A 26843-nucleotide genomic window follows, 5' to 3' on the forward strand; every position below is an offset into this window, starting at 1 on the left:
GGATACCCGATTTCGTCGTTCTTGTGATTGGCTAAACTCATGTGAGGGCTGAAGAAAGCGGCGGTATCCGGTTCGGTCGCGGCTCTCAGGCCAGCCAGTCTCGCGGGGCCAGAAAGCGCTCGGTCAGCGCCGCTTCCGGGCTGCCCGGCTCCGGCTGGTAATCGTATTCCCAGCGCGCCAGCGGCGGCATCGACATCAGGATGGATTCGGTGCGGCCTCCGGACTGCAGGCCAAACAGGGTGCCGCGGTCCCAGACCAGGTTGAATTCGACATAGCGGCCGCGGCGATAAAGCTGGAACTGGCGCTCGCGGTGGCCCCAGCTATCGCCCTTGCGGCGTTCGACGATGGGCAAGTAAGCGTTGATGAAGCCGTTGCCCACCGCCTGCATGAAGCGGAAACAGGAATCGAAGCCCCAGGCGTTCAGGTCGTCGAAGAACAGGCCGCCGACGCCGCGCGCCTCTTGGCGATGTTTCAGGTAGAAGTACTCGTCGCACCAGCGCTTGTAGTCCGGGTACACCTGCTCGCCGAAGGGCTGGCATAAATCGCGGGCCACGCGGTGCCAGTGCACCACGTCGGCTTCCACCGCATAGAACGGAGTCAGATCGAAACCGCCGCCGAACCACCATACCGGCGCCTCGCCGTCCTTTTCCGCAATAAAGAAGCGGACATTGGTGTGGCTGGTGGGAATGTGCGGGTTTTCCGGGTGGATCACCAGCGACACGCCCATGGCCTGAAAGCCGCGGCCGGCCAGCTCCGGCCGGTGGGCGGTGGCGGAGGCGGGCAGCGCGTCGCCGTAGACGTGGGAGAAATTGACCCCGGCCTGCTCGAACAAGGCCCCCTTGGCCAAGACCCGGCTGCGTCCGCCGCCGCCGCCCGGCCGTTGCCAAGCGTCCTCGACGAATTGAGCGCCGCCGTCCGCCTGCTCCAGCGCCGCGCAGATGCGGTCTTGCAGGTCCAAGAGAAAGGCTTTGACATCATTGACGCGCGGCTGGCTCATCGCAGTATCCTGAAGGCTTGAAATGGGCTGCATTGTAGCAGACGGGGCGGCGCGCGCAGGCGCGAGCCGCCGGAGCCTTGAATACGGGAGACGCGTATCGTGATTGATCTGTATACCTGGGGCACGCCCAATGGGCGCAAGATTTCCATCATGCTGGAAGAGCTGGAGTTGCCGTACGCCGTGCACACGGTGGACATTGGCAAGGGCGAGCAGTTTGCCGAATCCTTTCTGGCCATCAGCCCCAACAACAAGATCCCTGCCATCGTGGACAGCGACGGGCCGGACGGGCGGCCGCTGGCGATGTTCGAGTCCGGCGCCATTCTGCAATATCTGGCGGAAAAGCATGGCCGTTTGTTGCCGGCGGCGGGCGCGGCGCGCTACGAGGCGCTGCAATGGCTGATGTTCCAGATGGGCGGCTTTGGGCCGATGCTGGGGCAGGCTCACCATTTCCTGCGCTACGCGCCGGAAAGCCTGCCTTACGCGCAGAAGCGATACCACGACGAGGCTTTGCGTCTGTACGGGGTGCTGGACCGGCAGTTGGAAGGGCGAGATTACGTCGCCGGCGAGTATAGCGTCGCCGACATCGCGCTTTATCCATGGGCGGCGCGTCACGAATGGCATCAGGTGGATCTGACGGCGTTTCCCCGGGTATGGGATTGGTTCCAACGGCTGAGCGCCCGCCCGGCGGTGCGGCGCGGCATGGCGGTGCCGACGGCCTGAAACGCAAAACCAGCCGCGAACGCAGGGGCCGCGGCTGGCGAGTGTAGGCAAGACGCGCGATCAGAAGTGGTAGCTGATGCCGGCCTTCAGCACGCTGGTGCCGGAGGTTTTGACCAAGCTCTGGCCCGCCATTTGGAAGTCATTGCCGGCGATGTATTCGTATTCGCCACGCAGAGACAGGTTTTTGTGCAGCTGATACTGCGCGCCGAAACCAAGACCTAAGCGGGTGTCGTTGAAAGTCTTGTTGCCAACTTGGTCGATCTTGAGCTTGGTATGGACATTGTTCAGGCTGGCCTTGCCGAAGACTTCCAAATCCTGGGTCACCGGCAGAATGCCCAACACGGCAATGCGTTCGGCCTTGGTGGCGACCGACACATCGCCGCGGCTGCCTCCGAACACGGGCACCGACGGTGCGATGGAGCCGTTGGCCTTGGATTTGCCGAAATCGGCGTAGGACAGTTCGGTTGCCAGGTATTGGTTGAAACGGTAGCCCGCGCCCAGTTCCCATACCGTGCCGGCGGCCTTGGCGTCTTTCAGAATGATGTTGCGGTTGCCGGACTCCAGCTTGGAGAAGTTATAACCGGTGTTGCCGAAGACGTAGAAGCCGGGATCGGCTGCATGCGCGGACAGAGCTGCCAGGCTCAACACGGAAACGATGATTAGTTTTTTCATTTTTGCGACTATTTGCTTTGTTGATAACGGCGATATTGTGCGAATAAGAAGTAATTCAGTCTGTTGAGCTTGTAAGCGCTCTTTGTGTGCAGGGTGAAGGGCTTGTGTAACGATATGTAACAAAACAGGGCGGGCACCTGAAAGAAAAGATGCCCGCCGAAGCCGGCGGGCACGCAAAGTCACACAAAGGGAAGAGAACGGAACCGTTGCAAGACCGGCTGGGGGCCGATCCGGCTCGTGCAAACAGTTTGCTTCAGCTGATCCTGGCCTTCCATTGTTGCTGTGTTCTGGCTTGATGACGGTTGGTGACGAGCCGGCTTAGAAGTTTGCTCAGCTGTTAAATTCAACTTTCAGTTGTGATCGCTTGCAACTTTAATTCAGGCTGATAAAGCCGATGCGACTGCGCGGGCAAGAAAAAAGGCAAGCAGGAAGCTTGCCTTGATTGCGAGTGCGCGGCGTTCAGGCGGCGGCGAACAGGGCCCAACCGTTTTGCTCGGCGGCAGTGGCCGGCGCTTGAGCGCGCTGGTTGAAAAACTTCAGGCTGCGCTTGAGCACTTCGCCGCGCTCATTGTCCACCATCACCATATGGTAGCTGTTGGACAAAGGCATGAAATCGACCTTGCCGCCCAGGTGGCGTTGCAGGTGATGGGCGGAGCGCGGGCTGGTGATGTCGTCCTCGTCGGCATGTACGATCAGCGTCGGACAAGTGATCTGCTCCAGCCGCGACATCAACTGGCGACGCAGTCCATCCACTTGGCGGATGCAGGCCAACGGGATGTAGGCGTAGTGGAAGCGCTCGCCGCGTTCGAAGCGCTGCTGGATCGCTTTGCGGATGCGGGCGTTCTTGATGCCGAAAGGTTCAACCTCCGGCACGCGCATCTTCTTGGCCAGGCCGGGAATGCGGTAGACGATGTGGCGGGCCCAAGTCAGCTTGGGCAGGCTCCAGCCGTCGAGGAACAGCGGCGGCGCGTACAGCGCGAGGCCGTCCTTGTGGTTTTCCAGCCGCGCCACTTCCAGCGCCACCAGGCCGCCCAGGCAAACGCCGGCCAGATGCACTACCTTGTGGCGTGTTTTCAGCTCCAGGTATTCCTTGCGTATGGTTTCCACCCAGTCCTGCCAGCGGACGGACAGCAGATCTTCCGGCTCGCCACCATGTCCCGGCAGCAGCGGGGTGTGCGTGACGATGTCAGCCTCCTCCAGCGTGCGTCCAAGCGCGCCAAGGTCGTATGCGCTGCCGCCCAGACCGTGTACCAGCAGGGCGGCCGGTCGTGAAGAAACCATGGAAAATACCCGAATCCAAGTTGAGATGCTGGCATTATCCAGGGACGGCGGTCCTGGGTCTGTTGGCTTCCTGTCCCCGCTTTGTGACGGACCGTGACCCAATTCAGATTATTTAACAAACTGCGGCTTTACTTTTTGCCGGCTCAGGAGGCGGCGCTCCGGCATCTTTATCGGGAGTGTTTAGGGGCTGTTCAAAGTCTCGCGAGCTAAGGCGAGACAAGGCGAAAACAGCTGAGAAAGCTGAGTGTGCCAGCGGTACACGCGCATTTCGAATGCTCTACCACCGTGTCATGCCTCACTGCGCGCCGCAGATCGTAAACCGTGCTATTGCTGCGGCTGCATGATGCACAGCGTAAAGCGCGCGCCGCCTAGTTCGCTGGCGGCCACGCTGGCTTGGCCGCCGTGGTGTTCGGTGATCAGTTTGACGAAGGACAGGCCCAAACCGTAGCCGCCGGTGGCCCGGTCGCGGCTGCGGTCCAGACGCAGGAAGGGTTCGAACACCTTGTCGCGTTCAGCCTCGGGGATGCCGCAGCCGTCGTCATCTACATGGATCAGCAACTGGCCGGCGGCGTTGTGACACACCGTCAGCCGGACTTGAGCGTTGGCGTATTTGAAGGCGTTGAGCAAGAGGTTGCGGCTGGCCACGTACATTAGTTTGCGGTCGAAGGCGCCATTGCCCAGCGCGCAGTCCAGCTCCAGCTTGATGCCGGGCGGTTTCAGCGGCGTGACCAGATCGACCAGATCGTCGAACCAGTCGTAAAGGTCAACCGTTTCCCAGTGCAAGGGCACTTCGTTGCGGTTGAGCTTGGCGAACTCCATGCTGGTATTGAACAGTTCTTCCAATTCCTGCATATCGCGCTCCATGCCTTCGCGGTAGCGCTTCCACTCCTTTTCGTCCTCTTCCTCTTCCAGCATGGTCAGGCCGAAGCGCAGCCGCGCGATCGGAGTGCGGATTTCGTGGGCGATGGCGTGCGACAGCGCCTGGCGCGTTTCCATCTGCCGCTCCAGCCGTGCCGCCATGCTGTTGAAGGCGCGCGACAAGGGCGCCAGCAGCCGGCTCTTGGAGGGTTGTGCACGGGCGCTGAAATCCCCGTCGGCGAAAATCTCCGCCTTGAGGCGCACTTCCAGCAAGTCCTTCCATAGCGGGCGCAGGCTGAAATAGATCAGTGTGCCCAGCGTGGAGCCGGTCAGCAAAATCCACAGCAGCAGGATTTCCATGTCCTCGCTGATCCAGCTGCTATTGCTGGGCGGCGCCTCCAAGGGGCCCAGCAGCAGCAGGCGCGGATCATGGGGCAGCGGCACGTAGAGCAATTGGTTGTCGAAGTCTAGATAGGGGCGGCCGCTTAGCAGCGCGGCGTGGCCTTCCGGTTCGAAATCGTCGGGAGGATGGGCGATCAGCTTGACAGGGTAGCTGAAGGCGCGGGCGATATCGGCGAGTTTGCGGTCCCAATCCTGGTGCGGCGTTTGTTCCAGCTGCTGGCGGATCAGGGTCACGGTGCCGTTCATGAATTGAAGCTTGCTGTCGCGGTCGCTGTTTTCGTACAGCTTGGTGACCATGAAGCCAAAGCCGATGATGATGATCAGCTCAGCCAGCATGGTGGCGAAGAAGTAGCGGGCAAACAGGGTGCCCAGCGACGGCTTGAGCCAGCCGCGAAGACGACGCGCGCTCATGCTTTATTCCCAGTCGCTGCGAGAGAACAGATAGCCTTTGCCGCGAACGGTCTTGATCCGGGCCGGTGCGTCCGGATTGTCGCCCAGCTTGCGGCGCAGCCGCGAAATGCGTGCGTCTATCGAGCGGTCCAGCCCGTCGAAGCCTATCCCGCGCAACTCGCTCATGATGTCGTCGCGCGACAGCACCTGGCCGGCGTGGGAGGACAGCAGCCACAGCAGGTCGAATTCGGCGGTGGTCAGGTCGATCAAGTCCCCGCTCAGCGTCGCCTCGCGCGTGGCCTGGCTGATGCAGAACTGGCCGAAGGTGAAGCTGTCGTCGCCGCCGTTATCGCCATCGGCCTGAGCGCCGGGGCCGCCGCGGCGCAGCAGCGCGCGCACCCGGGCCAGCAGGCGGCGCGGTTCCACCGGCTTGGCCAGATAATCGTCGGCGCCCAGTTCCAGGCCCAGGATTTCGTCCACGTCCTCGTCGCGCGCGGTCATCATCAAAACCCTGCCGTTATAGCGCGGACGGATTTCACGGCAGACGTCGAAGCCTTCCTTGCCTGGCAGCATGATGTCCAGGATCACCAGGTCCGGCTTTTCTTCCAGGATGATGGCCGGCGCGGTGTCGCCGCGGCCGTGCTGGGAGATGCGATAGCCGTGCTTGCTCAGATAGGCGCCTATCAATTCGGCTAGTCTCACGTCGTCTTCGACAATGAGAATATAGGGGGTATCGCTGTTCATGTCCGTCGACGGGATTCTGTGGTTCAAATCAAAATATTAGCACGCGGGGTTCGCCGGCGACTTTAGCATTATCGTGACTGCTATTCGTCATAAATTATCGATAGTTTCTACAAATGACATGGCGTGCTTGATTTTCCGGAACTATCAATCCAGAATCGGTCAGGCAAAAAAAGCCGGCCGTGGCCGCTGTCGTCGCCAGGGACCGGGGAATTAAAACGGGATAAAGAGAATAGGAACTTGCCATATGCAACAGATAAGAGAATGGGCCGTGTGGCTGGCCGTCGCCCTGGCCGGCGCAGCGGCCTTCGCCGTAGTGGCCCTCAATCGCGGCGAACCGGTCAACGCTGTTTGGCTGATTGTGGCGGCGGTGTCGGTCTACTCCATCGCCTATCGCTTTTACGGCCGCTTCATCGCCCACAAAGTGCTGGAACTGGACGCCCGCCGACTGACCCCGGCGGAAAAATACAATGACGGCCTGGATTACGTGCCCACCAATAAATGGGTGCTGTTCGGCCACCACTTCGCCGCCATCGCCGGCGCGGGGCCGCTGGTGGGGCCGGTGCTGGCCGCGCAGATGGGCTATCTGCCGGGCACGCTGTGGATTTTGGTGGGGGTGATGCTGGCCGGCGCGGTGCAGGACTTCCTGATTCTGTTCTTGTCGGTGCGCCGCGACGGCAAATCGCTGGGTGAGATCATCCGCACCGAATTGGGGGCGATTCCCGGTGTTATCGCCTCCATCGGCATTCTGATGATCATGGTGATCCTGCTGGCGGTGCTGGCTTTGGTGGTGGTCAAGGCGCTGACCGGCAGCCCCTGGGGCACCTTCACCATTGCGGCCACGATACCGATCGCCCTGTTCATGGGCGTCTACACCCGCTATATCCGGCCGGGCAAAATCGGCGAGATTTCCGTCATCGGCTTTATCCTGCTGATGCTGGCCATCGTTTACGGCGGCGACATCGCCAAGAACGAAACCCTGGCGCCGCTGTTTACCCTGAGCGGCACCACGTTGGCCTGGACTCTGATCGGCTACGGCTTCATCGCCTCGGTGCTGCCGGTGTGGCTGCTGCTGGCGCCGCGAGATTATCTGTCCACCTTCCTGAAAATCGGCACCATTGTCGGCCTGGCCATCGGCATCATGATCGTGGCGCCCAATATGCACATGCCTGCGGTGACCAAGTTCATCGACGGCAGCGGCCCGGTGTTCTCCGGCAATCTGTTCCCCTTCCTGTTCATCACCATCGCCTGCGGCGCGGTGTCCGGCTTCCATGCGCTGGTGGCCTCCGGCACCACGCCCAAGATGCTGGAGAATGAAACCCACGCGCGCATGATCGGCTACGGTTCCATGTTGATGGAAAGCTTCGTCGCCATCATGGCCTTGATTGCTGCCTGCGTGTTGGACCCGGGCGTCTACTTCGCGATGAACAGCCCGGCGGCGGTGATAGGCAAGACCGCGGAGGAAGCCGCCCAGGTGATTTCCAGCTGGGGCTTCGTCATCACGCCGGATATGCTGACCCAGATGGCCAAGGACGTGGGCGAGAGCACCATTCTGTCCCGCGCCGGCGGGGCGCCGACCTTGGCGGTGGGCATGGCGCACATTCTGTCCAATGTGATTGGCGGGCCGGCGATGATGGCCTTCTGGTATCACTTCGCCATCCTGTTTGAAGCCCTGTTCATTCTGACCACCATCGACGCGGGCACTCGCGTGCTGCGCTTCATGATCCAGGACCTGTTGGGCCTGGTCGTCAAGCCCATGGCCAACACCGAATCCTGGACCGCCAACTTGATCGCCACGGGCCTCGCCGTGACCGGCTGGGGCTATTTCCTGTATCAGGGCGTGGTGGATCCGTTGGGCGGCATCAACACCTTGTGGCCGCTGTTCGGCATCGCCAACCAGATGCTGGCCGGCATCGCGCTGATCCTGGCCACCGCGGTGCTGATCAAAATGCAGAAAACCCGCTACATCTGGGTCACCGCCCTGCCTACGTTGTGGCTGCTGGTGGTGACGCTGACCGCTGGCTGGCAGAAGCTGTTCCACGCCAGCCCCAAGATCAGCTTCCTGGCGCACGCCGACAAGTTCTCCGCCGCCGCGGCCAAGGGCGAGCTTCTGGCGCCGGCCAAGAATATGGCGCAAATGCATCAGATCATCTTCAATGACTATGTGGACGCCACTTTGACGGCGCTGTTCATGGCGGTGGTGATCGCCATGCTGGTGTTCGCGTTGAATGTGATGCGCAAATCGCTGGCGGTGAAGTGGTCCACCGCCAAAGAGGTGCCGGCGGTGTTCCGTGAGGAGGGCGCGTAATGAACAAGCTATGGCAGCAATGGGCGAAAACCGCCCGGTTGATGGTGGGCGTCAAGGATTACGACGCTTACGTCGCCAGCCGCCGCCGTTTCAATCCCAACGCGGAGGTGATGAGCCGGGAGGCCTTTTTTCGCCGCTGTCAGGATGAACGCTATGGCGGCAAGAGCATGAAGAAGTGTCCGTGCTGAGTCCTGATGGTTCGGCATAGTTGAACGCCCGGCTTGGCCGGGCGTTTTTCATTGCGTGAGAGGCTGCGCGGTTTGCACGCCGTGCGTTTTATATTTGTAAATGACTATGGGATTGTTTTTCGATTTGCAAATCCAAAATGGTTTGGATTTTAGGTGTTTTTCTGTCCTTGGGTTATTCTGGACGGCCTTTTCACTAGCCCGGATGCGTATGCGAAATGCGCGCCGTTGATGGACGATATGAGCGATTCCACGTTTGCAACCCCGATCCTTGACCGCCTGCTGGAGGGCGGAGTAATTGACCAGGCGCTTTACCAGACGGCGCGCGAAAAGCTGCGCGAGCAGGGCGCGGAGCCTTTCTCCACCTTGGGGGGCGGCTTGGACTGGTTGGAAGAGGAGGAGGTGCTGAGCCTGGAGCAAATGATTGAAATCGAAACCAAGGCGGATGCGGATGAAGGTTTTGCTTCCAATGCGGTGCGCAGGCAAGCGGTGGATGAGTACAACCAGGATTGGGAACTGGAGTTGGCTCTGCTCCAGCAGCAACGGACCACTTCATGGCGCGGAAAGTTGGCTTGGGGGCTGGGTGGCGCGGCGTTGCTTGGCGCGGCAGGCTGGTATTTCCTGACGCCGCCGCTGGTGCCGAGATGCGAAGCATCGGTGGTGAAGAAAAACATACATAAGTCTTTGTGGTCGGCGCAGGCGCACCTGATGTCGCGAAAACCCAGCGCGAGCGCGCCGATAGCGGGCAATTTAGGGAACCTCAAGCTGGAACAGGTCAAGGAACTGGGCTACATCAAGACGGAGCGCGCACGCGGTTGCGTGGCCATGTTGGTTATAAATGAGCAACGCGCGCCCATTGCGTACGAGGTGAAGGGGAAGGGCGAGGATATCTTCGTGATGGGGGGCGACGAGCGTTTGCTGCGCACACGCTACGCTCAGTTGAATTCGGATGGGGCGCTGCCGGAATTGGGCAAGCCTTTGGGGCGGGAGGGCGTGAGGCAGGCGCTGCAACAAGGGGTGCTGGACTTTAGCAAGCTGGGTGGTTCGGCGGCCGACGCATTGGCCCGTATGCAAGGAGCGGCTGGCCAGCCGGAAGTAGCCCTAGGCGAAGTATTGCCTTTGAACGATTGCGTACAAGGTGCGGGCGGCGTTTGGAGCTGCAAGCTGATGGTGCAATATCGCGACCCGTTCATGGTTGCGATCGGCAAGGAGGACCGCTTGCTGCTGGAAGGGGAGTTTGGTTTTGTTCGGGACGGGAAAGACTGGCGCCCGGCTGATAACTTCAAGAGGCAGTTTGCCGCAGCCTTGGTGCAAAGCCGGCTGATGGTTATGAAGGGTTTGTCGCGCGAGCAGGTATCGGGCAATGAGTGACTCTCAAAGCGGCTGAAGAGAGACGACGCCTAGGCATGTCCGCAATGCAACCCCACTATCACCGCCCGGCGTAAACCGGGCGGTTTTGTTTTGGCTTACACAGTGTTTAGTGCAGCAGATGGCTGACGCCGAAGTTGATCAGGCCGCCGCCGACGATCAGCCAGCCAAACAGGATGGAAGCCAGCAGCATCGGTTTGGCGCCGGCCTGGCGGATGGCGGAGAAGTGGGTGGTGATGCCCAGCGCGCCCATCGCGGCGGCCAGCAGCAGGTTGTCCAGCGAGACGATGGCGCCGACCCACGCGGCAGGCAGCAGGTTGAAGGAGTTGAAGGCGGCCACGGCCAGGAAGGCAACGGCGAACCAGGGGATGGCAATGCCGCTCTTTTGTTGACGGCTGCCGTGCGGCTTGGCGGCCAGCCAGCTGGACAAGGCGATCAAAAACGGCGCCAACATCATTACGCGTATCATCTTGGTGATCACCGCGGTGGTCATCGCCGCCTCGCTGACCGATTTGCCGGCGGCAACGGCTTGCGCCACTTCATGGATGGTGGAGCCCGCGAACACGCCGTAGTTGAACTCGGAAATGCCCAGATGGCTAGTCCATTGATACAGCATCGGCCACAGGAACATCGCCACGGTGCCAAACACCACCACGGTAGCGACGGCTACAGCCACTTTTTCCGCATGAGCCTTGATCACCGGTTCCGTGGCCAGAATCGCGGCCGCGCCGCAGATGGAACTGCCGGCGCCGATCAGGATCACGCTTTGCTCGTCCATGCCCAAGTATTTGCGGCCGATGCGGAAAGCCAGCAGAAAGGTGGTGCATAGCACCAAGGTATCGATCAATACGCCGGCAAAGCCTACTGCGGCGATGTCCTGAAATGTGAGTTTGAAGCCGAACAAGATGATGCCCAGTCGCAGCAGCTTTTGCTTGGAGAACTGGATGCCGTGGTGGCTGGCGCCGGCAAAGTAGCGGTAGACGGTGTTGCCTATCAGCATGCCGCCCAGAATGGCGATGGTGAGCGCGGAGAAGCCCAGGTGTTTCATCGCAGGCAAATCCGCTGCGTACAGCGAAGCCACGGCGACGGCGATGGCCAACGCCAGGCCCGGCATGATTTGGCGAAGGTTTGTCATAAGTAAATGCCTGTTTGGTCTATGGCGGATGGAGCTAACGATACGCCCCTCGTTTTCAGTAGAGAAACGGATAAAATGGATATATATCAGTAGTAAAATCGATATTAAGGAGGTGGTATGGGCTTGAAGCTGACCCTGCGCGAACTGGAGGTCTTTGTCGCGGTGGCCGAATACGGCACCGTCACCCAGGCGGCTAGCCATGTCGCCCTGACGCAGTCCGCGGCCAGCCAGGCGTTGGACAAGCTGGAAACCGGCCTCGATGTGCGTCTGTTCGACCGGATCGGCAAGCGGCTGAGCCTGAACGAGCACGGCCGGCTACTGTGGCCCAAGGCGCGGGCGATGCTGGATGCGGCCCAAGACATGCAAAGTCTGTTCAACGCCGGGGCGATGTCTTTGAAGATAGGCGCCAGCAGCACGGTGGCCAACTATTTATTGCCGCAGCAACTGGCGGCCTTCCGCGCCGCCTGGCCGCTGGCGCGGCTGGAACTGGACGTGGCCAATACCCGCGATATCGTCGATGCGGTAGCGGCGCTGCGTGTGGATTTCGGTTTCATCGAAGGGCCTTGCCACCACCCGGACTTGATTGCTCAGCCCTGGCGTCAGGACGAACTGGTGGTGTTCTCCGCCGCCGATCATCCCTTGGCGCGAGGCGAAGCGGCGCGCCAGGACCTGGCTAAGGCCGAATGGATTTTGCGCGAAACCGGCTCCGGCACGCGCGAGGAAGTGGACCGTTTGCTGTTGCCGCACCTGGCCATGCTCAACGTGAGCATGGAGTTGGGCCATTCCGAGGCGATCAAGCACGCTGTGGCGGCCGGCCTCGGCGTCAGCTGCCTGTCGCGGAGGGTGGTGGCCGATCTGTTGCAGACCGGCGCGGTGGTGGAAGTGAGAGCCGGTTTGCCGGCGCTGACGCGTACGCTGTACCAAGTGCAGCACCGCGACAAGACGCTGACCCGCGGCATGGCCGCGTTCCAGAACATGACGATGGCGGCGCTGCTGGCCTGAATGAAAACACGCCGGACAGCTTGGCTGTCCGGCGAGGATGGATGACGGGACTTAATGCGCGCCGCTGTCGCCGCCGGAGGCGGTGAACGGTGGCTTGGCGAACCACACCAGGCCGATCAGCAGTACGAACAGCACGCCGGACAGCCAGAAAATCTCGTTGGCCGCCATGATGTAACCCTGCTTGGTGATCTGCAGCGAGGTCAGCGCCGCCTGCTGCCCGGAGGACAGGCCGGCCATGTCCAGCAGCCGGAACCAGGCGTTGGAGGCCTGATCGTAGAGGCTGACATGCTCGGTCAAGCGTGCGTGGTGCATCGCCTCGCGGCGGTCCCACATCGTGGTGGTGATCGAGGTGCCGATGCTGCCGGCCAGAATCCGCAGGAAGTTGGACAGGCTGGACGCGCTGGCGATCTGGCTCGGGTGCAGGCCGGATAGCGTGATGGTGGTCAGCGGCATGAAGAAGCAGGCCACGCCTATGCCCTGCACCACCTGTGGCCATACTACGTAGGCGAAGTCCATCTGGGGGTTGAAGGTGCTGCGCCAGAAGAAGCAGATGGCGTACACGCTGAAGCTCACCGTCACCACCCAGCGCATGTCCAGCCGCTGCGCGTACTTGCCGATGATGGGCGACAGCACCACCGGGATCAGCCCGATGGGCGCCGCGGCCAGGCCGGCCCAGGTGGCCGTGTAGCCCATCTGGGTCTGCAGCATCAAGGGCAACAGCACCACGGTGCCGAAGTAGAGCATGAAGCCCAGGCTGATGGCGACGGTGCCGACGGTGAAGTTGCGCTGTTTGAACAGGCTGAGGTCGACGATGGGGTGCTTCTCTCCAAGCTCCCAGATCACCAGATAAACCAGCGCCAGCACTGCGATCACCGCAAGTGTGATCACCTCGGTGGAGTTGAACCAGTCCAGCTCCTTGCCGCGGTCCAGCACCATTTGCAGCGCGCCCACGCCGACGACCAGCAGGGCTAGGCCGATGCGGTCGATCGGCAGATCTACGGTTTCGGTTTCGCGTGGCTTGAGGATGCGCCAGGAAATGAAGGCCGCCGCCAGTCCCACCGGCACGTTGATGAAGAAGATCCAGCCCCAGTGCCAGTTGTCGCTGATCACCCCGCCCAGAATCGGGCCGAACACCGGCGCGACGATCACCGTCATCGCCCATAGCGCCAGCGCCATGCCTTTCTTCTCCGGCGGATAGCAGGACAACAGCAGGCTCTGCGACAGCGGAATCATCGGGCCGGCCACCGCGCCTTGCAGCACGCGGAAGAAAATCAGCATTTCCAGGCTGCTGGACATGCCGCACAGCCAGGAGGTGAGCACGAACAGCAGGGTGGAGGCGGTGAACAGCTTCACCTCGCCCAGGCGTTTGGCCAGCCAGCCGGTCAGTGGCACCGCGATGGCGTTGGCCACCCCGAATGAGGTGATCACCCAGGTGCCCTGGCTGGTGGCCGCGCCCAGGTTGCCCGAGATGGTGGGCAGCGCCACGTTGGCGATGGTGGTGTCCAGCACTTGCATGAACACCGACATCGACAGCGCCAGCGTGATCCAGACCAGCTTGGAGCCGGTCAATGGTGGATGATTCATGGTCCGGCCCCCTTATTCGGCCTTGCCTTCACCCGCGTTGGCCGCCAGCAGCGTCCGCACCAGTTCGTCGGCCTGTTTCAGGTCCGGCAACTGGCCGGAGACGTCCTGGTGGGCGACGAAGGGCTGGGCTTCGGCCACGGCCTTGCCGTCGGTGCTGGAGGTGTCCACCACCACGTCCATCGACAAGCCGACGCGCAGCGGGTGCGATTGCAGGTCTTTCGGGTCCAGCTGGATGCGCACCGGTACGCGTTGCACCACCTTGATCCAGTTGCCGGTGGCGTTCTGCGCCGGCAGCAGCGAGAAAGCGCTGCCGGTGCCGGCGGATAGGCCCACCACTTTGCCGTGGTACACGATCTTGCCGCCGTAGAGGTCGGATTTCAGCTCCACCGGCTGGCCGATACGGATCTTGGCCAGTTGGCCTTCCTTAAAGTTGGCGTCCACCCACAGGTTTTGCAGCGGGATCACCGACATCAGCGGGGTGCCGGCGGCCAGGCGCTGGCCCACCTGCACATTGCGGCGGGCGACGGCGCCGTCCAATGGCGCCTTGATTTCGGTGCGCTGCAGCGCGAGCCAGGCTTCTTTCAGCCGGCTGGCGGCGGCCTTGACCGCGGGCTGCTGCGCCAGCGCGTCCTTGCCCAGCAGCGCGGCGCTGGCTTTTTGCTGTTCGCGCGCGGCGTCCAGCGCGGCCTTGGCGCCGGCGACGGCGTCGTTGGCGTGGCTCAACTCTTCCGCCGACAGCGCGTCGGTGCCGGCCAGCTGTTTGCGGCGCTTCAGATCGGCGTCGGCGCGGGCCAGTTCGGTTTCGCGCAGCGTGACTTGAGCGGCCAGTTGCTGGGTGTTGCTCATCAACTGCCGAGTCTGGCGCACGACTTGAGCGAATTCATTGCGGGCGCGGTCGAAGTTGAGCTGCGCGTCGTTCTTGTCCAGGCTGACCAGCAATTGGCCGGCCTTGACGTGCTGGGTGTCGTCCACCAGGACTTTGGCGACGGTGCCGCCCACTTCCGGGGTGACTTGCACCAGATGGCCGCTGACATAAGCGTCGTCGGTGCTTTCCTGGTGGCTGAGCACCAGCGTCCAGTACGCCCCATAGCCGATGGCGATGGCGGCGAATAGGGTGGTGGCGACGATCAGATTGCGTTTGCGGCCTTGCGCGGTTTTGGTTTTCTTGTCCATGGATGCGTTCTCAGTGGGTGGCGGGCGCAGCGTTGAAGCCGCCGCCCAATGCGGTGTTCAGGGAAACCCAGGCCAGTTTGCGGCCGGCTTCGGCGTCGATGCGCGCCGATTGTTGCGCCAGTGCGCTGTCTTGGGCGTCCAGCAGGTTCAGTTTGTTGATGATGCCGGCCTTGAAGCGGGCGGCGGCGGAGTCGGCGGCGCGACGGCTGCTGTCTTGTGCTTGGCGGGCCTGTTCCAGCTGCTTGCCGCTTTGTTGCCAGCCGCTGACGGAGTCGGCGGCGTCGCGGAGCGCGTCCAGTACGGTCTGGTTGTAGCTGTGTACGGCGATGTCGTAGCCGGCCCGCTGTTTGCCCAAATTGGCCTGGATCGCGCCGGAGTGGAAGAGGGGCAGGCTGATCGCCGGCATGAAGCCCCAGAAGGTGGAGTCGCCGTTCATCAACTTGTTGAATTCCAGCGAGGTCTGGCCGGCGAAGGCGGTCAGCTTGATATTGGGATAGAACTCGGCGCGCGCGGCTTTGACCGCGCCGGCGGTGGCTTCCACCCGCGCGCGTTGGGCGGCGATGTCCGGGCGCTTGCTCAGCAGGTCGGCGTTCAGTCCGTCGGCGTCCATGGCCGGCACCGTCAGCGTCTTGCCGGGCTGCAAGCCGCGCAAGGCTTCCGGGCCTTGGCCGGTCAGCGCCGCCAGCGCGTGACGGGCGCGGTCGCTGTCCTGAGTCAGCGCGCTTTGCTGCTGGCGCAGGCGATGCAGCGAGACTTCGTTGCCGCGCTGGTTATCGCCCGGCAGCAGGCCGGCGTTGATGCGGGCTTGGGTTAGCGTCTGGCGGCTTTCCGCCAGTTGGATGCGCTTGGCCAGCACCGCGCTTTGCGCCTGCAGCCGTTGCAACTGGGTGTATTGGGCGATGACGGCTTGAGTCAGCGTCAGCCGGGTTTGCGCGCCTTCGAAGGCGATGGCTTGCTGCTGGCCGACGGCTTCGTCGATCTGGCCGCGGTGCTTGCCCCAGAAGTCGAACTCCCAGCTGCCCATCAGCATCGCGGTGTAGGCGTTGACGTAGTCGCGCGAGATCGGCGCCGGGAACTCGTAATGCAGCTGCGTCATATTGGCGCTGAAATCGAGTTTGGGGCCGCTATTGCCTTCGACGATGCCGACTGCGGCGCGCGCTTGGCGCAGCCGGGCCTCGGCCAGTTTCAGCGAGGGCGCGTCCTGCAGGGCCTTGGCCACCAGCTGGCTCAGCGCGGCGTCGTTCAGTTGCGTCCACCAATCATTGGCGATCCGTTCGCCCTGGCCATCGGTCAGCCGTAATTGTTCGGCTTTGAGCTCAGATGCGGGGACGTTGTCAGGGCCGAAGCTCGCGCAGCCGCCCAACAGGGCGCTGAGCAGCAGGGCGCTGACGCCGTGCTGCCATTGAGTCTTTTTCACCTAGTGGGACTCCCGTGTTCACTTGCTGTATTAGCAATTGGTAAAGTGATTGATGATGTGATAGTCACGCAGGTTATTATAAGGACGAAAAAAAGCCGGTTTCCCAGCTTCAACCGCCCAGGCTGCAGAGCAGCTTGCGCAATAAGCGTTCGAACTCCTGTTTTTCCGCGGCGTCGAAATCCGACCACAACTCGCGGTGGCATTCGCGGGAAACGGGCAGCAGGGATTCCACGAGTTGAACGCCGCCCGGCGTCAACTCCAGCAGGATCTTGCGCCGGTCTTCCGCGCTGGGCGAACGAGCCGCCCAACCGTTTTTGACTAGTTCGTCGGCAATGCGCGTGGCGTTGGTGCGCGATGAATCCAGCGTGTCGCTGATTTCAGACGGATAGAGCGCTTGTTGCGGACAGGCGTATAGCGCCAGCAGGGCCATCCACACCGTCTCGTTGAGGCCGTGATGCTTCAGCTTGTCGCACAGGTGAGCGGACAGCCGAGGCAGGATGTGGTACAGCAAGCGCGCCAGAATGACTTCCTGGCGGGGTACGCCGGGAAAACGCGCTTCGATTCGGTTTACAGCCTGCTCAAGCGTTTGAAATGACTTGGTTGGATTCATGAGCGCCATTTTAGTAACGGATGTTACTATTCCGCAAGTGATAATTTTGAAGGGGATGGGACGAGTGCAGGTTGGCGGGACGTTGAATGCAAAAACGCCCAAGAGCGATTGCCTTGGGCGCTGGAAGGCGGAGCCAGCTAAGCTTAGGAAGCTGTTCACGATCTGCTGCGCGTCACGGTGGACACACCTTCGAAATGCTCATGTACCGTATGTACATCCCGCTTTCTCAGCGGTTTTCGCTTTGTCTCGCCTTAGCTCGCGAGATCGTGCACAGGCTCTTAGTCCAGAAGCTGCAGCACCCGTTCCGGCGGCCGTCCCACCACGGCGCGTTCGCCGCAGACGGCGATAGGGCGTTCGATCAGTTTGGGATTGTCTATCATGGCGGTAATCAGATGTCTGGGTTCCAGCGTGATGTCGTCCAGGTAGAGTTCGGTGTATTCCTCCTCCTTCTGGCGAATCAAGTCGCGCGGCTCCATGTTCAGCAGCGTCAGCAGGTGCTCCAGTTCTTCGTAACTGGGCGGGTGCTTCAGATACTCTACGATTTCGATTTCCGCGCCGGCGTTTTCCAGCAGGCTCAGCGCCTCCCTGGATTTGGAACAGCGCGGGTTGTGATACAGGCGAATCATGCTGGTCTCTCCTTGTTATGGCTGGCGTGGAGTGGATTGATCGTGGCACGAAATCGAAGCCGGCGCCAGCGGCGCGCGCTTGAAAAGCGCGATATGAGGCTATGACGTTTTATTTACATCAGTCCGGTTTGGCAAGTGCTGGCCTAACCGTTAACATGCATTGACTCTCATTGTTATTTATCCGCCATGCATCCCTCCACACGCAGCCACTTCGGGCTGGCAATCCTGCTGGCGGCCCTGTCCACGCTGGGGCCGTTTTCGATCGACACTTTCCTGCCGGCGATGAGCGCGATCGGGCAAAGCCTGGCTGTCTCGCCACTGCAGATGCAGCAGGCGCTGACAGTATATTTATTGTCTTACGCGGTGATGATGCTATGGCACGGCTCGATCTCGGACGCGGTGGGACGCCGCCCGGTGGTGCTGGTCACCACCTTGTTGTTCAGCCTGGCGTCGATAGGCTGCGCCTTGGCCGACAGCCTGGGCCAACTGCTGTTGTTCCGGGCGCTGCAAGGCTTCTGCGGCGGCGCTGGCCTGGTGGTGGGGCGCGCCATCATCCGCGACAAGCTGGACGGCGCCGACGCCCAGCGGCTGATGTCGCAGGTCACCATGTTGTTTTCGCTGTCGCCTGCCATCGCGCCGGTGGTGGGCGGCTGGTTGTTCGGCGCCTTTGGCTGGCACTCCATCTTCGTGTTCATGGCGTTGATTGGCCTGGCCCTCTTCCTGATGAGCTGGTTCGCCTTGCCGGAAACCCATCATGAGTCCGCGCGCCAGCCCTTGAAAATCAAATACCTGTTGGCCAATTACTGGCAGGTGGGGCGTAAGCGCGAGTTTCAGCTGTTGACTGCGGCGGTGTCATTCAATTTCGCTGGGTTCTTCCTGTACATCCCATCGGCGCCGGTCTTTTTGATGCAGCATTTGCATCTGGGACCGGGGCAGTTCCTGTGGATGTTTGGCCCAGCGGTGTCCGGCATCATGTTCGGCGCTTACCTGTCCGGCAAGATGGCGGGGCGGGTATCGCAGAAGGATATTGTGTCTCGCGGCTATGTGGTGATGTTCATCGCCGCCGGCTGGAACTTGCTGTACAACCTGCTGGTTCCGGAAGCCGCGATGCCGTGGGCGGTGTTGCCTCTGGCGCTGTACACCACCGGCATGTCAATCGCCGCGCCATCCATCACCCTGAATCTGATGGATCAGTTCCCATCGCTGCGCGGCACCGCTTCGTCGTTGCAAGGCTTTTTCCAGACCATGATGTCCAGCGTGGTGGCGGGCTTGATCGCGCCATTGGTCTGGGGTAGCCCATTGAGCCTGGCGGCCTGCATGATGGTCATGCTGGTGTTGGGCTTCGTGTTCCGGATGGGCTATAGGCGGAAGGTAACAATGGCATGCTGAGAGCGTCGTGGAGTCTCCACGATTTAAAACTCTATAAATAAAAACACCACAGCGTTGCTGTGGTGTTTTTATTAGTGCTCAGCTTTCTTTGAAGGCTAAGGCAAACTCGCGTAAGCGCCCGGACTGCTTGGCGGCAATCATGCGGTCACGCAGGAAGGCCAACAGAATACCTATTGCCAGTCCCCCAAAGATACCAAGCATGGTGATCTGCGCACGTTTGGGCTTGCTTTTCAGTTCTGGGATATCCGCCTTGTCCAGCACCTGAATTTGAGAAGAGTCCTTGGCCTCTTCTATACGAGCCAGCTCGTATTGTTTGGAGAGCAGCTCAAAGATGGTTTCCTGGTATTTGACATCTCGTAGTCGGCGGAGATATTCAAGCCCGGACTGAGGTACTTTTCCGGTTGGCACCATCACGTCGCCAGCAGTTTCTTTGCCGGTTTCCATTTTTGCCAGTTGGGTCTTTAAGCCGGCAAGTTCTTGGCTTGTACGCTGGTACAACGGATTCTGCTCGGTTGCATAGCTGCGCATAGCTTCCAACTGCACTTCTTTAGCCGCGATACTCGCTTTGAGTTGGGTAACCGTACTCATGATTGCGGAGACCTGTCCTTCCGGTTGAATCAGGCCGGTACGTTCCTGGGTTTGGCGCAGCGCGGTTTCCGCTTCGGCAAGTTGTGCTTTGGTTTGCTTGAGTTGGTTTTCAAAGAACAGGCGCCGTTTGGCCGCGTCGGTCACCGCCAGGCTTTGATTCAGCTTGATAAGCTGCTCGATATAGGCATTAGCCAGCTTGGCAGCAAACTGAGGCTCTTGGTCATCCACGCTGACAGTGATTATGCCGTCTTTACCACTAGTAATTGAGCTGGCGTTTTGCAACTCTTTGCGGGTGGCATCCAGGGAGTCTGTTTGATAGCGCTGCTTAAGTTTGAATTGCTGAATCAAATTGTCGGCAACGGTTCTGCTTTGCAGCATACCGATATAAAGATCGTTTGGATTTTTTAGTCCAGAGACGCTGCCGGCAACTCCGGCCAAGCCGCCTAACTGTCCCAGAAGGGCGCTCATACCGGTGCTCTGCTGCTGTGGGGGCAGGATTTTTGCGGTTGAGGTAAACGTGGGAGGCAGGAGTAGACTGAAAAGCAGTGCAACTCCCCCCAGGCAGGCTGTGCTGCCGATAATCCAGTATTTTTGCTGTACTAAGACTCGAATGATTTCCAGAAGATTGATCTCTTCGGAGTCGTCGTGTGGTCTGATGGAGTTCTCATTCATGGACATAATCAATTCCAGGTGTTAAGGCGGCGGATTGCTTATTTCAGGACTTTAAGACCGGCAGCACCCAAGCCGAACTGATAGAGAATCGAGGTCCACTCTTTCAAGGACTGAGTCCAACTGCTGACGACGACTTCGTCTGGTACGACGATGGTATCGCCTGGATTGATGCGTTTCCCTCCCAAGCTGGAGAACCAGCCGGCATTATTGTTGCTGGCCACGGTGCCATCCGCCCGGAGTACATAGGTGGCGGACTTATCGCCGGTCTGGGTGATGCCGCCTGCGAGATCAAGGTAGTCTTTAACCGCGCGTTGCGGGCGATAGATGAAAGCATTGCTTTGATAGACCGCGCCTAAAACATTGACGGTACCTGGTCGGCGTGGAATGGTGATGGTATCTCCATTTTGCAAGGGCAGGTCTGGTAGGTCTTTGACTTGGGCATCGGCTCCGTTGAGTTCCAGCACCACTCTGCCCTCCGCCTTGACCGTGCGCATTTTCTCGGCCAACTTGCGCTGACGCTCCACTTCCGCGGTGATGGCTGCAACATTGTCTTTGTCGGTTTGTTTGGAGAGTCTGGCTGCTGCAGTTTGTTCCAGTTCTTTCTCGAAACGGGAGGCAACCTGATCCAGCTTGATTTGCTGCTCTTTACGTATACTTTCACGCTGCAGGGCAGTGGCAAAGATATAACCATATTCGGTTACCCCACCCAAACGCATGACTAGCTCGCGCAGTGTTTCGCCTTTTTGCAGTTGAAAAGTCCCGGTTTGTTTGACTTCGCCGCTGATCCGGACAAACTCGGTTTCTTGGCGAAGGTCCACCGGCAAAGCTCCAGGAGCGAATACTCGGAAAATATCACCCGCGGCCAGCTTGAGTTGTTTCAAAGATGGCGCGTTGATGTTGCTGGTATCCGGGGTCGCCTGCCATTGCAAGGCAAATTGGTTATCCGTATTTTTCTCCAGCCGCCATGCCTTGTTTTCCGCGGCGGACTCCAGGCCGCCAGCCCAACGCAACAAGTCCGCGGCGCTTTCTCCGGTGGAAAACTCATAAATCGCGGGGTGTTTGACGTCGCCTAGCAGAGCCGTTCTCTTACCGGCAGGGGAGATGCGAACGACATCTCCATCGCGTAGGGTCAGGTCGGTGGATTTGTCGCCATCAACCAGAATCTTGTACAAGTCGAGAGTGCCGACTAGTTTGCCATCGCGCATCAATTGGATGTTGCGCATCGAGCCATTGTCGTTGGGGCCGCCGGAGGCGAACAGCGCATTCAGTAATGTGCTCATTCCGCTCAGGGTATAACTCCCTGGCGCCTGAGCATTGCCGACCACATAAACTTGTACTGCTCGCGCTTGCAGCAGACTGGCGCTGAGCTCGAAGTTGTTGAAAACGCGAGAAACGCTTTTCTTGAGAGTGTCTTGCAAGTCCTTGAACTTGATGCCGGCAACGGCTACCGAACCGACACGGGGCAGGTAGACTGTGCCGTTGCGTTCCACGGTCAAGGTCAGGTCAATGTCGACCATTCCCCAGCCCTTGACCTGAATTTGATCTCCCGCCCCGATGATGTAATCTGGATTGACCTGAGCCGCATCGGTGGGTGCAAACGTCGATGGCGGGTTGTTGAACAGATCGCTGCCAAAAATGGGCAAGGTTTTACCTGTTGCCACCCGGACAAACTCAACAAATGGGCTTAGTTGCTGCTCTTCTTGTTTGCGCGCCTGAACGGGCCGCATTTGGTTTGTTTGTCCAAAACGCGTAGATTGATTCGGGAAGGGGGGCTGGTTGGCAATATTGGGCATGCCGAATGAGGGGTCACTGTCATAGCCCTGCATCATCGTTTCCGAAAAGCCGGCGGCGGCAGATTTGCTATTTGGAGCTGCGTGGGCTGAGGCAGCACCGAAGGCGAAGATGCCAGCAATCAGGCTGATGGAAATGCCGCTTGAAATATTTTTGAAGTTTTTCATTGCTTATAAGGCCATATTCAATAGTTATTCAGTTTAATGATTTCGAAACTTGGATACCGGCTTGATTGGGCCCAATCATCATCGTGGTGCGGTACCGGGACTCATCTCGCTGAGCCTGCCATAGCCAGGCGCCGGAGGCATAACCGATCAGGCTGCCTGCGGCGACATCCGATAGCCAATGTTCTTTGCCGGCAACCCGGCCGAGCGCGCCAATTGCAGCCAAACCGTAGAGCCAAGGCTGGTCATATTCTTTGGCAAAGGGGGTGACGGCTCCAAATAGAGCGGCAGCATGGTTGGATGTGAAGCTGCTCTGGAAGCGGGCGGCATCGGCGCTTTGCTTTCGCCATGGATTATCACTGCTATCGGGGCGGGCTCTATTGACCAAGCCTTTGAATGCCATGCTGCCAGCACTTGCCAGAGCGGCGGACTCAAGGGAAATCAGGCCGGTATTGCTTAAACGCTCATCGCCGAAGGCGAAGGCGCTGCCAGCCAGGCCGATTGCCATGAGAGGAGCGGCATCACCGATATGTTTCCAGCCGCGTAGCAGGCGGTGATCTTGGCGTTGGTTGATAGCCTTATTAATGGATTTGTCCAGCACCATGGCCGCCAGGGTTAGCCCCGCCGCGGTTGTCAATGCGCTGGTCTTGTCGTCGAGGCGGGAAAATTGCCGGCCGCTATCCTCGAGACGCAGGCGTATCGCGGGCCAGGGCTGGAAGGTCGGCAATGGTGGATTGACCGCAGGAAGGTTCTGCTCATCGGGGCGCTCTGCAAAATTGCCAAGGCCGTCATACATTTCCACATCACGACGAGGATCGCTGAGAATGTCGTAAAGATCGCCAGGCGACATGACCATTTGGCCAACGTCCCGAGTCCATGGCGAGATAGAAAAATTGCCAACGGCCTGCGTGTCCAAGGTCAGCATGCTGTTCAGCGGGATGGATATGAACAGACCCTTATCTTTATAAGGTGAGCTTGGCGTGCCCGGGGAGGTGATGTCGTTGCCATTGGTGCTGGTATACCAAGCGCCAATTTCTATGCCAGAGTGGAAGCGGCGTTTTACTTCGAGACGCGCCCCCATGTCTTTGGCCAGAAAACGCCCGGCGCGGACAGTGGCGGTCACATTCATCGGCAACCGGTAATGCAGGGCGGCGAGAGCGGTTACGGTTTGATAATCGCGCTTGCCGAACCAGCCTTTGACGTCGCGCTGCTGTACCGCATCGACAGTGAGGTCTACCGCCCAGTGCCGCGTTTCCGGGAAATACAAGACTTGGCCGCCTGCGCCACGGAACATTTCCTCATAAATACCCGCAGAGGCCCGCGCATAGGTATTGGCGCCGAATGTCAGGTATTGGTTGAGCAGCAGGCGATCGAGCTTAGGGGTATTGGTTTTTTTGTAATCGGCTACGTCGGAGCGCACATGAGGCAATAAGCTATTCGATGCTTGTTTAACGTCAGAAACCGTATTGTATAGGTTGGTGCTCAAGGCGCTGTTTAGGTATAGGCCGCTGCCCAGTCTTTTGGTATAGGTCGCCGCCGCTGCGATCTCATAACGAAACGCCCCGCTGGGGTCGTTAAAATAGACGCCTGTTTTTGGCACAAGACGGAAGCGGTTGGCCTCATTGTCTTCCGCATTGATCTGGACAATATCGCCGTCTTTGCCTGCCATGACTTCCAGACTGACGCCATCTCGAATGGTAGAGGCCAATTGCTCGGCCGAACGCTCTGCTAGTTCAGCATCCCTGCCTGGCTTGATCGAGACGCTTTCCAAGAAAGTCTGCCGATCGACTTTGCCCAGCAAGTAATTGTTCAGTACCGTCAAATTAAAGAAACTATAGGTGACGATAGGCTGCTCCAGTTTGGTATACACAACGCGGATATTGCGCGTTTCTATCGGAGCAAAATAAAGAGTGGTACGCACCGCGCGACCAACGGCGCGGCCTACATTGGAAATACGGCTATTGGTGAGCTCCAGCAACAGCTCGTCACCTTGAACACTGATGCGGATATTCTTGAAATCCTGACGACTGAGCGCAGATACCAAGCGATGGCCATAGCTGGTGTCGTTTTGCCATTGGCCAAGCGTTGGCCGGATCGGTACTTCCGGACTACCTGTGAAGTAGGCGGGTTCAGAAATTTTGGGAACAAATTCCCGCTCATTGAGAGGGATTTCAATGGAGGCATTCAAGCTGGCATGGGTATTTTGCTTGGCAAGCTGTAGTCCTAGCCAACCCCAACGGTATTCTATGCCAACTGCCGGGCCCTTTTTTCTTTGACTGGCAAAGGTATCTACTGCACGAAAATCTTTTGGGTAATTGTTGGCGTCGTATTCGGCTACCAGTGACCAATTCGGATAGTTTTGAGGGGTCCACCGAGCTCCGCCAAATGGGCCTTCAATACGTCCTGAAGCAAATCCAATTGAGGTCTCTAAATTAGGTAGAAGATGTTTGCTGGCAACAATATAATTGCCCCGCCATAAGGCTGTGCCAAATATGTCTGTGCGCCCATAAGATAGGGCTGGCCATGTCGAGGTTTCAGAGAATATCTTCCACTTTGTATCTATGGCCTTGTCTTTATAGCTGCCATAGCCGCCTCCGTATTGCTGATCGTTAAAGCCAGCAATGCCAGATATTGAGATGTAGCGACCAGAAACTTCCAGGAATGGTAAAATAGTGGCGGAGGTCCAGAGAGTGTCATAAGGTTTGTCCGCGCTAAAACCAAAGCTCAGAGAACCATCGCGGCCAACATCGGCGGATGGCATATTGATGTAGCCAAGCTGACCATTGAGGCTTGGTTGAGCTAAAGCGAGTGGCACGCAATAATAATATGCGCCGCCAATTAAAACCCCTTTGATTATCCCGCTGCGCAAAGAAAGTGAAATTGACACAATATTTTGAATTATTTAAATTTTCTATGGTGCTATGAGGGTGTGATGTTTCGAGGCACCGCATAGCTCAAAATTATAATGGAATGCAGAATAAAACACCAGGCAGTTATCTTTATTTGTTGAAGATAAGCTGCCTGATCAATACAGCTAAATCCACTTGGCCTAAGCAATCATCAGGCCAAATGGTTGAGCTGTTAGTGGTGAGAGGTTGCGGAGTGGCTGGTCGACGAATCGCTATTGCTCGAGACAGCTACGGCAGCTGCCACAGCGGCGCCGATAGCAGCAATAGTGCCAACGCTCAAGCCAGCAATGCCTGCAGTGGTGCCGGCGGCGCCAGCGGCGGCTGCGGAGGTGGTGCCGGCAGCGCTAGAGCCAGCGGCGGAGGTGGCAGCGGCTTCTTCCGCTGCGAATACCGGAGCGGAAAGTACGCCAGCCAAAGCGATCAGCATGATTTTTTTCAACATGATGAAGTCCTTATATGTTCGAAAATTGGACACAAGAATATTTGCAAGATACTACAGCCTGCATTATAAGACAGTATATTGTCTTTAGCAAAGTGAATGCTGTATGACGAGCGCTATTTGACGGCTTAACTATGGTTTATGTCCAAAAGTGCAGACGAGTTCTATGGGTGCTGAGAACGGCCTGAAAAACCTGCGGCTCTTTAGTGTAGGTCATCTCGCCCGCTGTCGGGAAATGCAGATCTTGCAGACGTGACACCCAGAAGCGCAGCGCGGCGGCGCGCAGCATCAGCGGCCAGGCCTTTTTCTCTTCCGGTGTGAGCTTGCGCTCAGACTGGTAGCCGGAAAGCAGTGCGGCGGCGCGATCATCGTCTATGTTGTGATCATCGTTGCGTGCCCAGTCGTTGACCGCGATGGCCAGGTCGTAGAGTAGCACGTCGTTGCAAGCGTAGTAGAAGTCGATGAAGCCGGCTATGCGGTCGCCGTCCAATAGCACATTGTCGCGGAACAAGTCGGCGTGGATCACGCCCGAGGGCAGGTGATCGAAGCGGTGGCTGTCCTGGAACTGCACCTCCTCGCGAAGCAAGGCGGCGGCGTCTTCGTCCATGCGGGGGTAAACCATGCGGGCGGTTTCGCTCCACCAGCGCGGGCCGCGGGGATTGGCCATCTTGCCGGGGAAGGTGGCGCCGGCGATATGCATTTGCGCCAGCATCTCGCCGACGGCGCGACATTGCGCCGGGGTGGGCTGCGCGACGTCGGCGCCGTCCAGGCAACTGACCAGGCAGGCCGGTTTGCCGGCCAGCATCGAGGCGAACTGGTCTGTATTGTCGGCTACCGGCGCCGGGCAGGCTACGCCGTGGCGCGCCAAGTGGCTCATCAGCGTCAGGTAATAGGGCAGTTCCTGCAGTTTCAGCGCTTCGAACAGCGTCAGCACGTAGCGGCCATGCGTGGTGGTGACGAAGTAGTTGGTATTGGTGATGCCGGAGGCGATGCCCTGCAAGTCCAGCAGCTGGCCCAAGGTGTAACGCTTGAGCCATTCCTGCATCTGGTCATGGCTGACCGTGGTGTAAACAGACATGGTTGCCCTCTCAGAACCGGATCAGCACCCAGCGCGGGATGATGATGCGGTTGGCGGGATCGATCTGTTTCATGGAGCCGGAGCCGTTATCGTCCATCAGGTAGTAGGGCACGCCGTGCGACGGTGTCACCTTGACCATGTACAAATGGCCGTTGAGCCGGTATTCCTCGATCTTGTCTTCGCCCTTCTGAATGATGCGCACCTCAGGTTCCGCGGTGGCGGCGTTTTGTTCGCTGATCGCCGGCGGCGGCGGCACCGGAGTCTTGGCGGGAGGGGGCGTATCGGCCCAGGCGGCTGTCAATGGCAGCAGGGCGAGGGCGGCGAGCAGGCGGCGCATGGCGTGG

General features: G+C 59.4%; 23 protein-coding genes. 6 read left to right on the forward strand and 17 right to left on the reverse strand.

The genetic code is table 11. From position 1 onward, the window contains the following. Window positions 1-85: 85 nt before the first annotated feature. The gene (hemF, locus tag DXT74_RS05610) at window positions 86-997 is read right to left on the reverse strand and encodes an oxygen-dependent coproporphyrinogen oxidase (RefSeq protein ID WP_194427489.1); all 912 of its coding nucleotides are present in this window, start codon (window positions 995-997) and stop codon (window positions 86-88) included. Between the two features lie 99 nt (window positions 998-1096). Here hemF and DXT74_RS05615 point away from each other — a divergent pair, with 99 nt between their 5' ends. Next, the gene (locus DXT74_RS05615; RefSeq protein ID WP_194427490.1) at window positions 1097-1717 is read left to right on the forward strand and encodes a glutathione S-transferase family protein; all 621 of its coding nucleotides are present in this window, start codon (window positions 1097-1099) and stop codon (window positions 1715-1717) included. A 60-nt stretch (window positions 1718-1777) separates the two neighbouring features. Here the strand turns inward: DXT74_RS05615 and DXT74_RS05620 are convergent, their stop codons facing one another. The 4 genes from DXT74_RS05620 to DXT74_RS05635 all read right to left on the reverse strand — a co-directional run bounded on the left by DXT74_RS05620 (window position 1778) and on the right by DXT74_RS05635 (window position 6064). Then, a complete protein-coding gene (locus DXT74_RS05620; protein ID WP_194427491.1) occupies window positions 1778-2389 on the reverse strand; it encodes an outer membrane beta-barrel protein in 612 nt (203 codons plus the stop codon). A 459-nt stretch (window positions 2390-2848) separates the two neighbouring features. After that, window positions 2849-3670, reverse strand: a complete 822-nt coding sequence (locus tag DXT74_RS05625; RefSeq protein WP_019100922.1) for a carboxylesterase — start codon at window positions 3668-3670, stop codon at window positions 2849-2851. A gap of 324 nt (window positions 3671-3994) precedes the next feature. Then, window positions 3995-5341 (reverse strand): ATP-binding protein, encoded by a 1347-nt coding sequence (locus tag DXT74_RS05630; protein WP_043635239.1) that lies wholly within the window; start codon window positions 5339-5341, stop codon window positions 3995-3997. Between the two features lie 3 nt (window positions 5342-5344). Next, window positions 5345-6064 (reverse strand): response regulator, encoded by a 720-nt coding sequence (locus DXT74_RS05635; protein WP_043635236.1) that lies wholly within the window; start codon window positions 6062-6064, stop codon window positions 5345-5347. 244 nt (window positions 6065-6308) lie between these two features. Between DXT74_RS05635 and DXT74_RS05640 the strand changes: the two genes are divergently transcribed. The 3 genes from DXT74_RS05640 (at window position 6309) to DXT74_RS05650 (ending at window position 9925) form a co-directional block, all read left to right on the forward strand. Next, window positions 6309-8369: a carbon starvation CstA family protein gene (locus tag DXT74_RS05640; RefSeq protein WP_043635231.1), complete on the forward strand. Its 2061-nt coding sequence runs from the start codon at window positions 6309-6311 to the stop codon at window positions 8367-8369. Continuing rightward, the gene (locus DXT74_RS05645; RefSeq protein WP_043589723.1) at window positions 8369-8557 is read left to right on the forward strand and encodes a YbdD/YjiX family protein; all 189 of its coding nucleotides are present in this window, start codon (window positions 8369-8371) and stop codon (window positions 8555-8557) included. Before DXT74_RS05640 ends, DXT74_RS05645 begins: the two co-directional genes overlap by 1 nt. 228 nt (window positions 8558-8785) lie before the next feature. After that, window positions 8786-9925, forward strand: a complete 1140-nt coding sequence (locus DXT74_RS05650; RefSeq protein WP_194427492.1) for a hypothetical protein — start codon at window positions 8786-8788, stop codon at window positions 9923-9925. 106 nt (window positions 9926-10031) lie between these two features. Here DXT74_RS05650 and DXT74_RS05655 read toward each other — a convergent pair whose 3' ends face one another. Beyond that, window positions 10032-11057: a YeiH family putative sulfate export transporter gene (locus DXT74_RS05655; protein ID WP_043635223.1), complete on the reverse strand. Its 1026-nt coding sequence runs from the start codon at window positions 11055-11057 to the stop codon at window positions 10032-10034. A 117-nt stretch (window positions 11058-11174) separates the two neighbouring features. On the opposite strand from DXT74_RS05655, the gene DXT74_RS05660 reads away from it, so the two are divergent. Then, window positions 11175-12059, forward strand: a complete 885-nt coding sequence (locus DXT74_RS05660; protein ID WP_081554539.1) for a LysR family transcriptional regulator — start codon at window positions 11175-11177, stop codon at window positions 12057-12059. 51 nt (window positions 12060-12110) lie between these two features. On the opposite strand, the gene DXT74_RS05665 is transcribed toward DXT74_RS05660, so the two are convergent. From DXT74_RS05665 to arsC, 5 genes are all read right to left on the reverse strand, one after another. Then, window positions 12111-13643, reverse strand: coding sequence for a DHA2 family efflux MFS transporter permease subunit (locus DXT74_RS05665; RefSeq protein WP_194427493.1), 1533 nt, complete (start codon window positions 13641-13643; stop codon window positions 12111-12113). A gap of 12 nt (window positions 13644-13655) precedes the next feature. Further along, the gene (locus DXT74_RS05670; RefSeq protein ID WP_043635217.1) at window positions 13656-14816 is read right to left on the reverse strand and encodes an EmrA/EmrK family multidrug efflux transporter periplasmic adaptor subunit; all 1161 of its coding nucleotides are present in this window, start codon (window positions 14814-14816) and stop codon (window positions 13656-13658) included. Between the two features lie 10 nt (window positions 14817-14826). After that, window positions 14827-16233 (reverse strand): efflux transporter outer membrane subunit, encoded by a 1407-nt coding sequence (locus DXT74_RS05675; RefSeq protein WP_194427494.1) that lies wholly within the window; start codon window positions 16231-16233, stop codon window positions 14827-14829. Window positions 16234-16342: 109 nt separating this feature from the next. Further along, on the reverse strand, window positions 16343-16843 hold the full coding sequence (locus tag DXT74_RS05680; protein WP_043635397.1) for a MarR family transcriptional regulator: 501 nt from the start codon (window positions 16841-16843) through the stop codon (window positions 16343-16345). 278 nt (window positions 16844-17121) lie between these two features. Continuing rightward, on the reverse strand, window positions 17122-17469 hold the full coding sequence (arsC, locus tag DXT74_RS05685) for an arsenate reductase (glutaredoxin) (RefSeq protein WP_194427495.1): 348 nt from the start codon (window positions 17467-17469) through the stop codon (window positions 17122-17124). Between the two features lie 186 nt (window positions 17470-17655). Here arsC and DXT74_RS05690 point away from each other — a divergent pair, with 186 nt between their 5' ends. Next, entirely contained in the window at window positions 17656-18858 is a 1203-nt protein-coding gene (locus tag DXT74_RS05690; protein ID WP_194427496.1) for a multidrug effflux MFS transporter, read from the forward strand. Window positions 18859-18936: 78 nt separating this feature from the next. Here the strand turns inward: DXT74_RS05690 and DXT74_RS05695 are convergent, their stop codons facing one another. The 6 genes from DXT74_RS05695 to DXT74_RS05720 form a co-directional block, all read right to left on the reverse strand. Continuing rightward, window positions 18937-20124 carry a Wzz/FepE/Etk N-terminal domain-containing protein gene (locus DXT74_RS05695; protein WP_194427497.1) on the reverse strand — a complete coding sequence of 396 codons (1188 nt, stop codon included), beginning with the start codon at window positions 20122-20124 and terminating at the stop codon, window positions 18937-18939. Between the two features lie 32 nt (window positions 20125-20156). Then, window positions 20157-22076, reverse strand: a complete 1920-nt coding sequence (locus DXT74_RS05700; protein ID WP_194427498.1) for an SLBB domain-containing protein — start codon at window positions 22074-22076, stop codon at window positions 20157-20159. Between the two features lie 28 nt (window positions 22077-22104). Further along, complete coding sequence (locus DXT74_RS05705) at window positions 22105-24960, reverse strand: YjbH domain-containing protein (RefSeq protein WP_231138280.1); 2856 nt, start codon at window positions 24958-24960, stop codon at window positions 22105-22107. A 194-nt stretch (window positions 24961-25154) separates the two neighbouring features. Then, window positions 25155-25424: a hypothetical protein gene (locus tag DXT74_RS05710; protein WP_194427499.1), complete on the reverse strand. Its 270-nt coding sequence runs from the start codon at window positions 25422-25424 to the stop codon at window positions 25155-25157. Between the two features lie 136 nt (window positions 25425-25560). After that, on the reverse strand, window positions 25561-26499 hold the full coding sequence (gene thrB / locus DXT74_RS05715) for a homoserine kinase (protein ID WP_043635204.1): 939 nt from the start codon (window positions 26497-26499) through the stop codon (window positions 25561-25563). Window positions 26500-26509: 10 nt separating this feature from the next. After that, window positions 26510-26836, reverse strand: a complete 327-nt coding sequence (locus DXT74_RS05720) for a DUF2782 domain-containing protein (RefSeq protein WP_039755176.1) — start codon at window positions 26834-26836, stop codon at window positions 26510-26512. Window positions 26837-26843 lie beyond the last annotated feature (7 nt).

It is taken from the genome of Chromobacterium sp. Rain0013 (assembly GCF_015291765.1).
Lineage (GTDB): Bacteria > Pseudomonadota > Gammaproteobacteria > Burkholderiales > Chromobacteriaceae > Chromobacterium > Chromobacterium haemolyticum.

Coding starts and splice junctions, on each gene's coding strand:
- DXT74_RS05645 (WP_043589723.1), top strand. CDS start 8,369: ATGAACAAGCTATGGCAGCAATGGGCGAAAACCGCCCGGTTGATGGTG.
- DXT74_RS05660 (WP_081554539.1), top strand. CDS start 11,175: ATGGGCTTGAAGCTGACCCTGCGCGAACTGGAGGTCTTTGTCGCGGTG.
- DXT74_RS05690 (WP_194427496.1), top strand. CDS start 17,656: ATGCATCCCTCCACACGCAGCCACTTCGGGCTGGCAATCCTGCTGGCG.
- DXT74_RS05700 (WP_194427498.1), bottom strand. CDS start 22,076: ATGAAAAACTTCAAAAATATTTCAAGCGGCATTTCCATCAGCCTGATT.
- DXT74_RS05695 (WP_194427497.1), bottom strand. CDS start 20,124: ATGTCCATGAATGAGAACTCCATCAGACCACACGACGACTCCGAAGAG.
- DXT74_RS05665 (WP_194427493.1), bottom strand. CDS start 13,643: ATGAATCATCCACCATTGACCGGCTCCAAGCTGGTCTGGATCACGCTG.
- DXT74_RS05625 (WP_019100922.1), bottom strand. CDS start 3,670: ATGGTTTCTTCACGACCGGCCGCCCTGCTGGTACACGGTCTGGGCGGC.
- DXT74_RS05655 (WP_043635223.1), bottom strand. CDS start 11,057: ATGACAAACCTTCGCCAAATCATGCCGGGCCTGGCGTTGGCCATCGCC.
- thrB (WP_043635204.1), bottom strand. CDS start 26,499: ATGTCTGTTTACACCACGGTCAGCCATGACCAGATGCAGGAATGGCTC.
- DXT74_RS05670 (WP_043635217.1), bottom strand. CDS start 14,816: ATGGACAAGAAAACCAAAACCGCGCAAGGCCGCAAACGCAATCTGATC.
- DXT74_RS05635 (WP_043635236.1), bottom strand. CDS start 6,064: ATGAACAGCGATACCCCCTATATTCTCATTGTCGAAGACGACGTGAGA.
- DXT74_RS05710 (WP_194427499.1), bottom strand. CDS start 25,424: ATGTTGAAAAAAATCATGCTGATCGCTTTGGCTGGCGTACTTTCCGCT.
- DXT74_RS05620 (WP_194427491.1), bottom strand. CDS start 2,389: ATGAAAAAACTAATCATCGTTTCCGTGTTGAGCCTGGCAGCTCTGTCC.
- DXT74_RS05640 (WP_043635231.1), top strand. CDS start 6,309: ATGCAACAGATAAGAGAATGGGCCGTGTGGCTGGCCGTCGCCCTGGCC.
- DXT74_RS05720 (WP_039755176.1), bottom strand. CDS start 26,836: ATGCGCCGCCTGCTCGCCGCCCTCGCCCTGCTGCCATTGACAGCCGCC.
- DXT74_RS05630 (WP_043635239.1), bottom strand. CDS start 5,341: ATGAGCGCGCGTCGTCTTCGCGGCTGGCTCAAGCCGTCGCTGGGCACC.
- arsC (WP_194427495.1), bottom strand. CDS start 17,469: ATGATTCGCCTGTATCACAACCCGCGCTGTTCCAAATCCAGGGAGGCG.
- DXT74_RS05650 (WP_194427492.1), top strand. CDS start 8,786: ATGGACGATATGAGCGATTCCACGTTTGCAACCCCGATCCTTGACCGC.
- DXT74_RS05680 (WP_043635397.1), bottom strand. CDS start 16,843: ATGAATCCAACCAAGTCATTTCAAACGCTTGAGCAGGCTGTAAACCGA.
- hemF (WP_194427489.1), bottom strand. CDS start 997: ATGAGCCAGCCGCGCGTCAATGATGTCAAAGCCTTTCTCTTGGACCTG.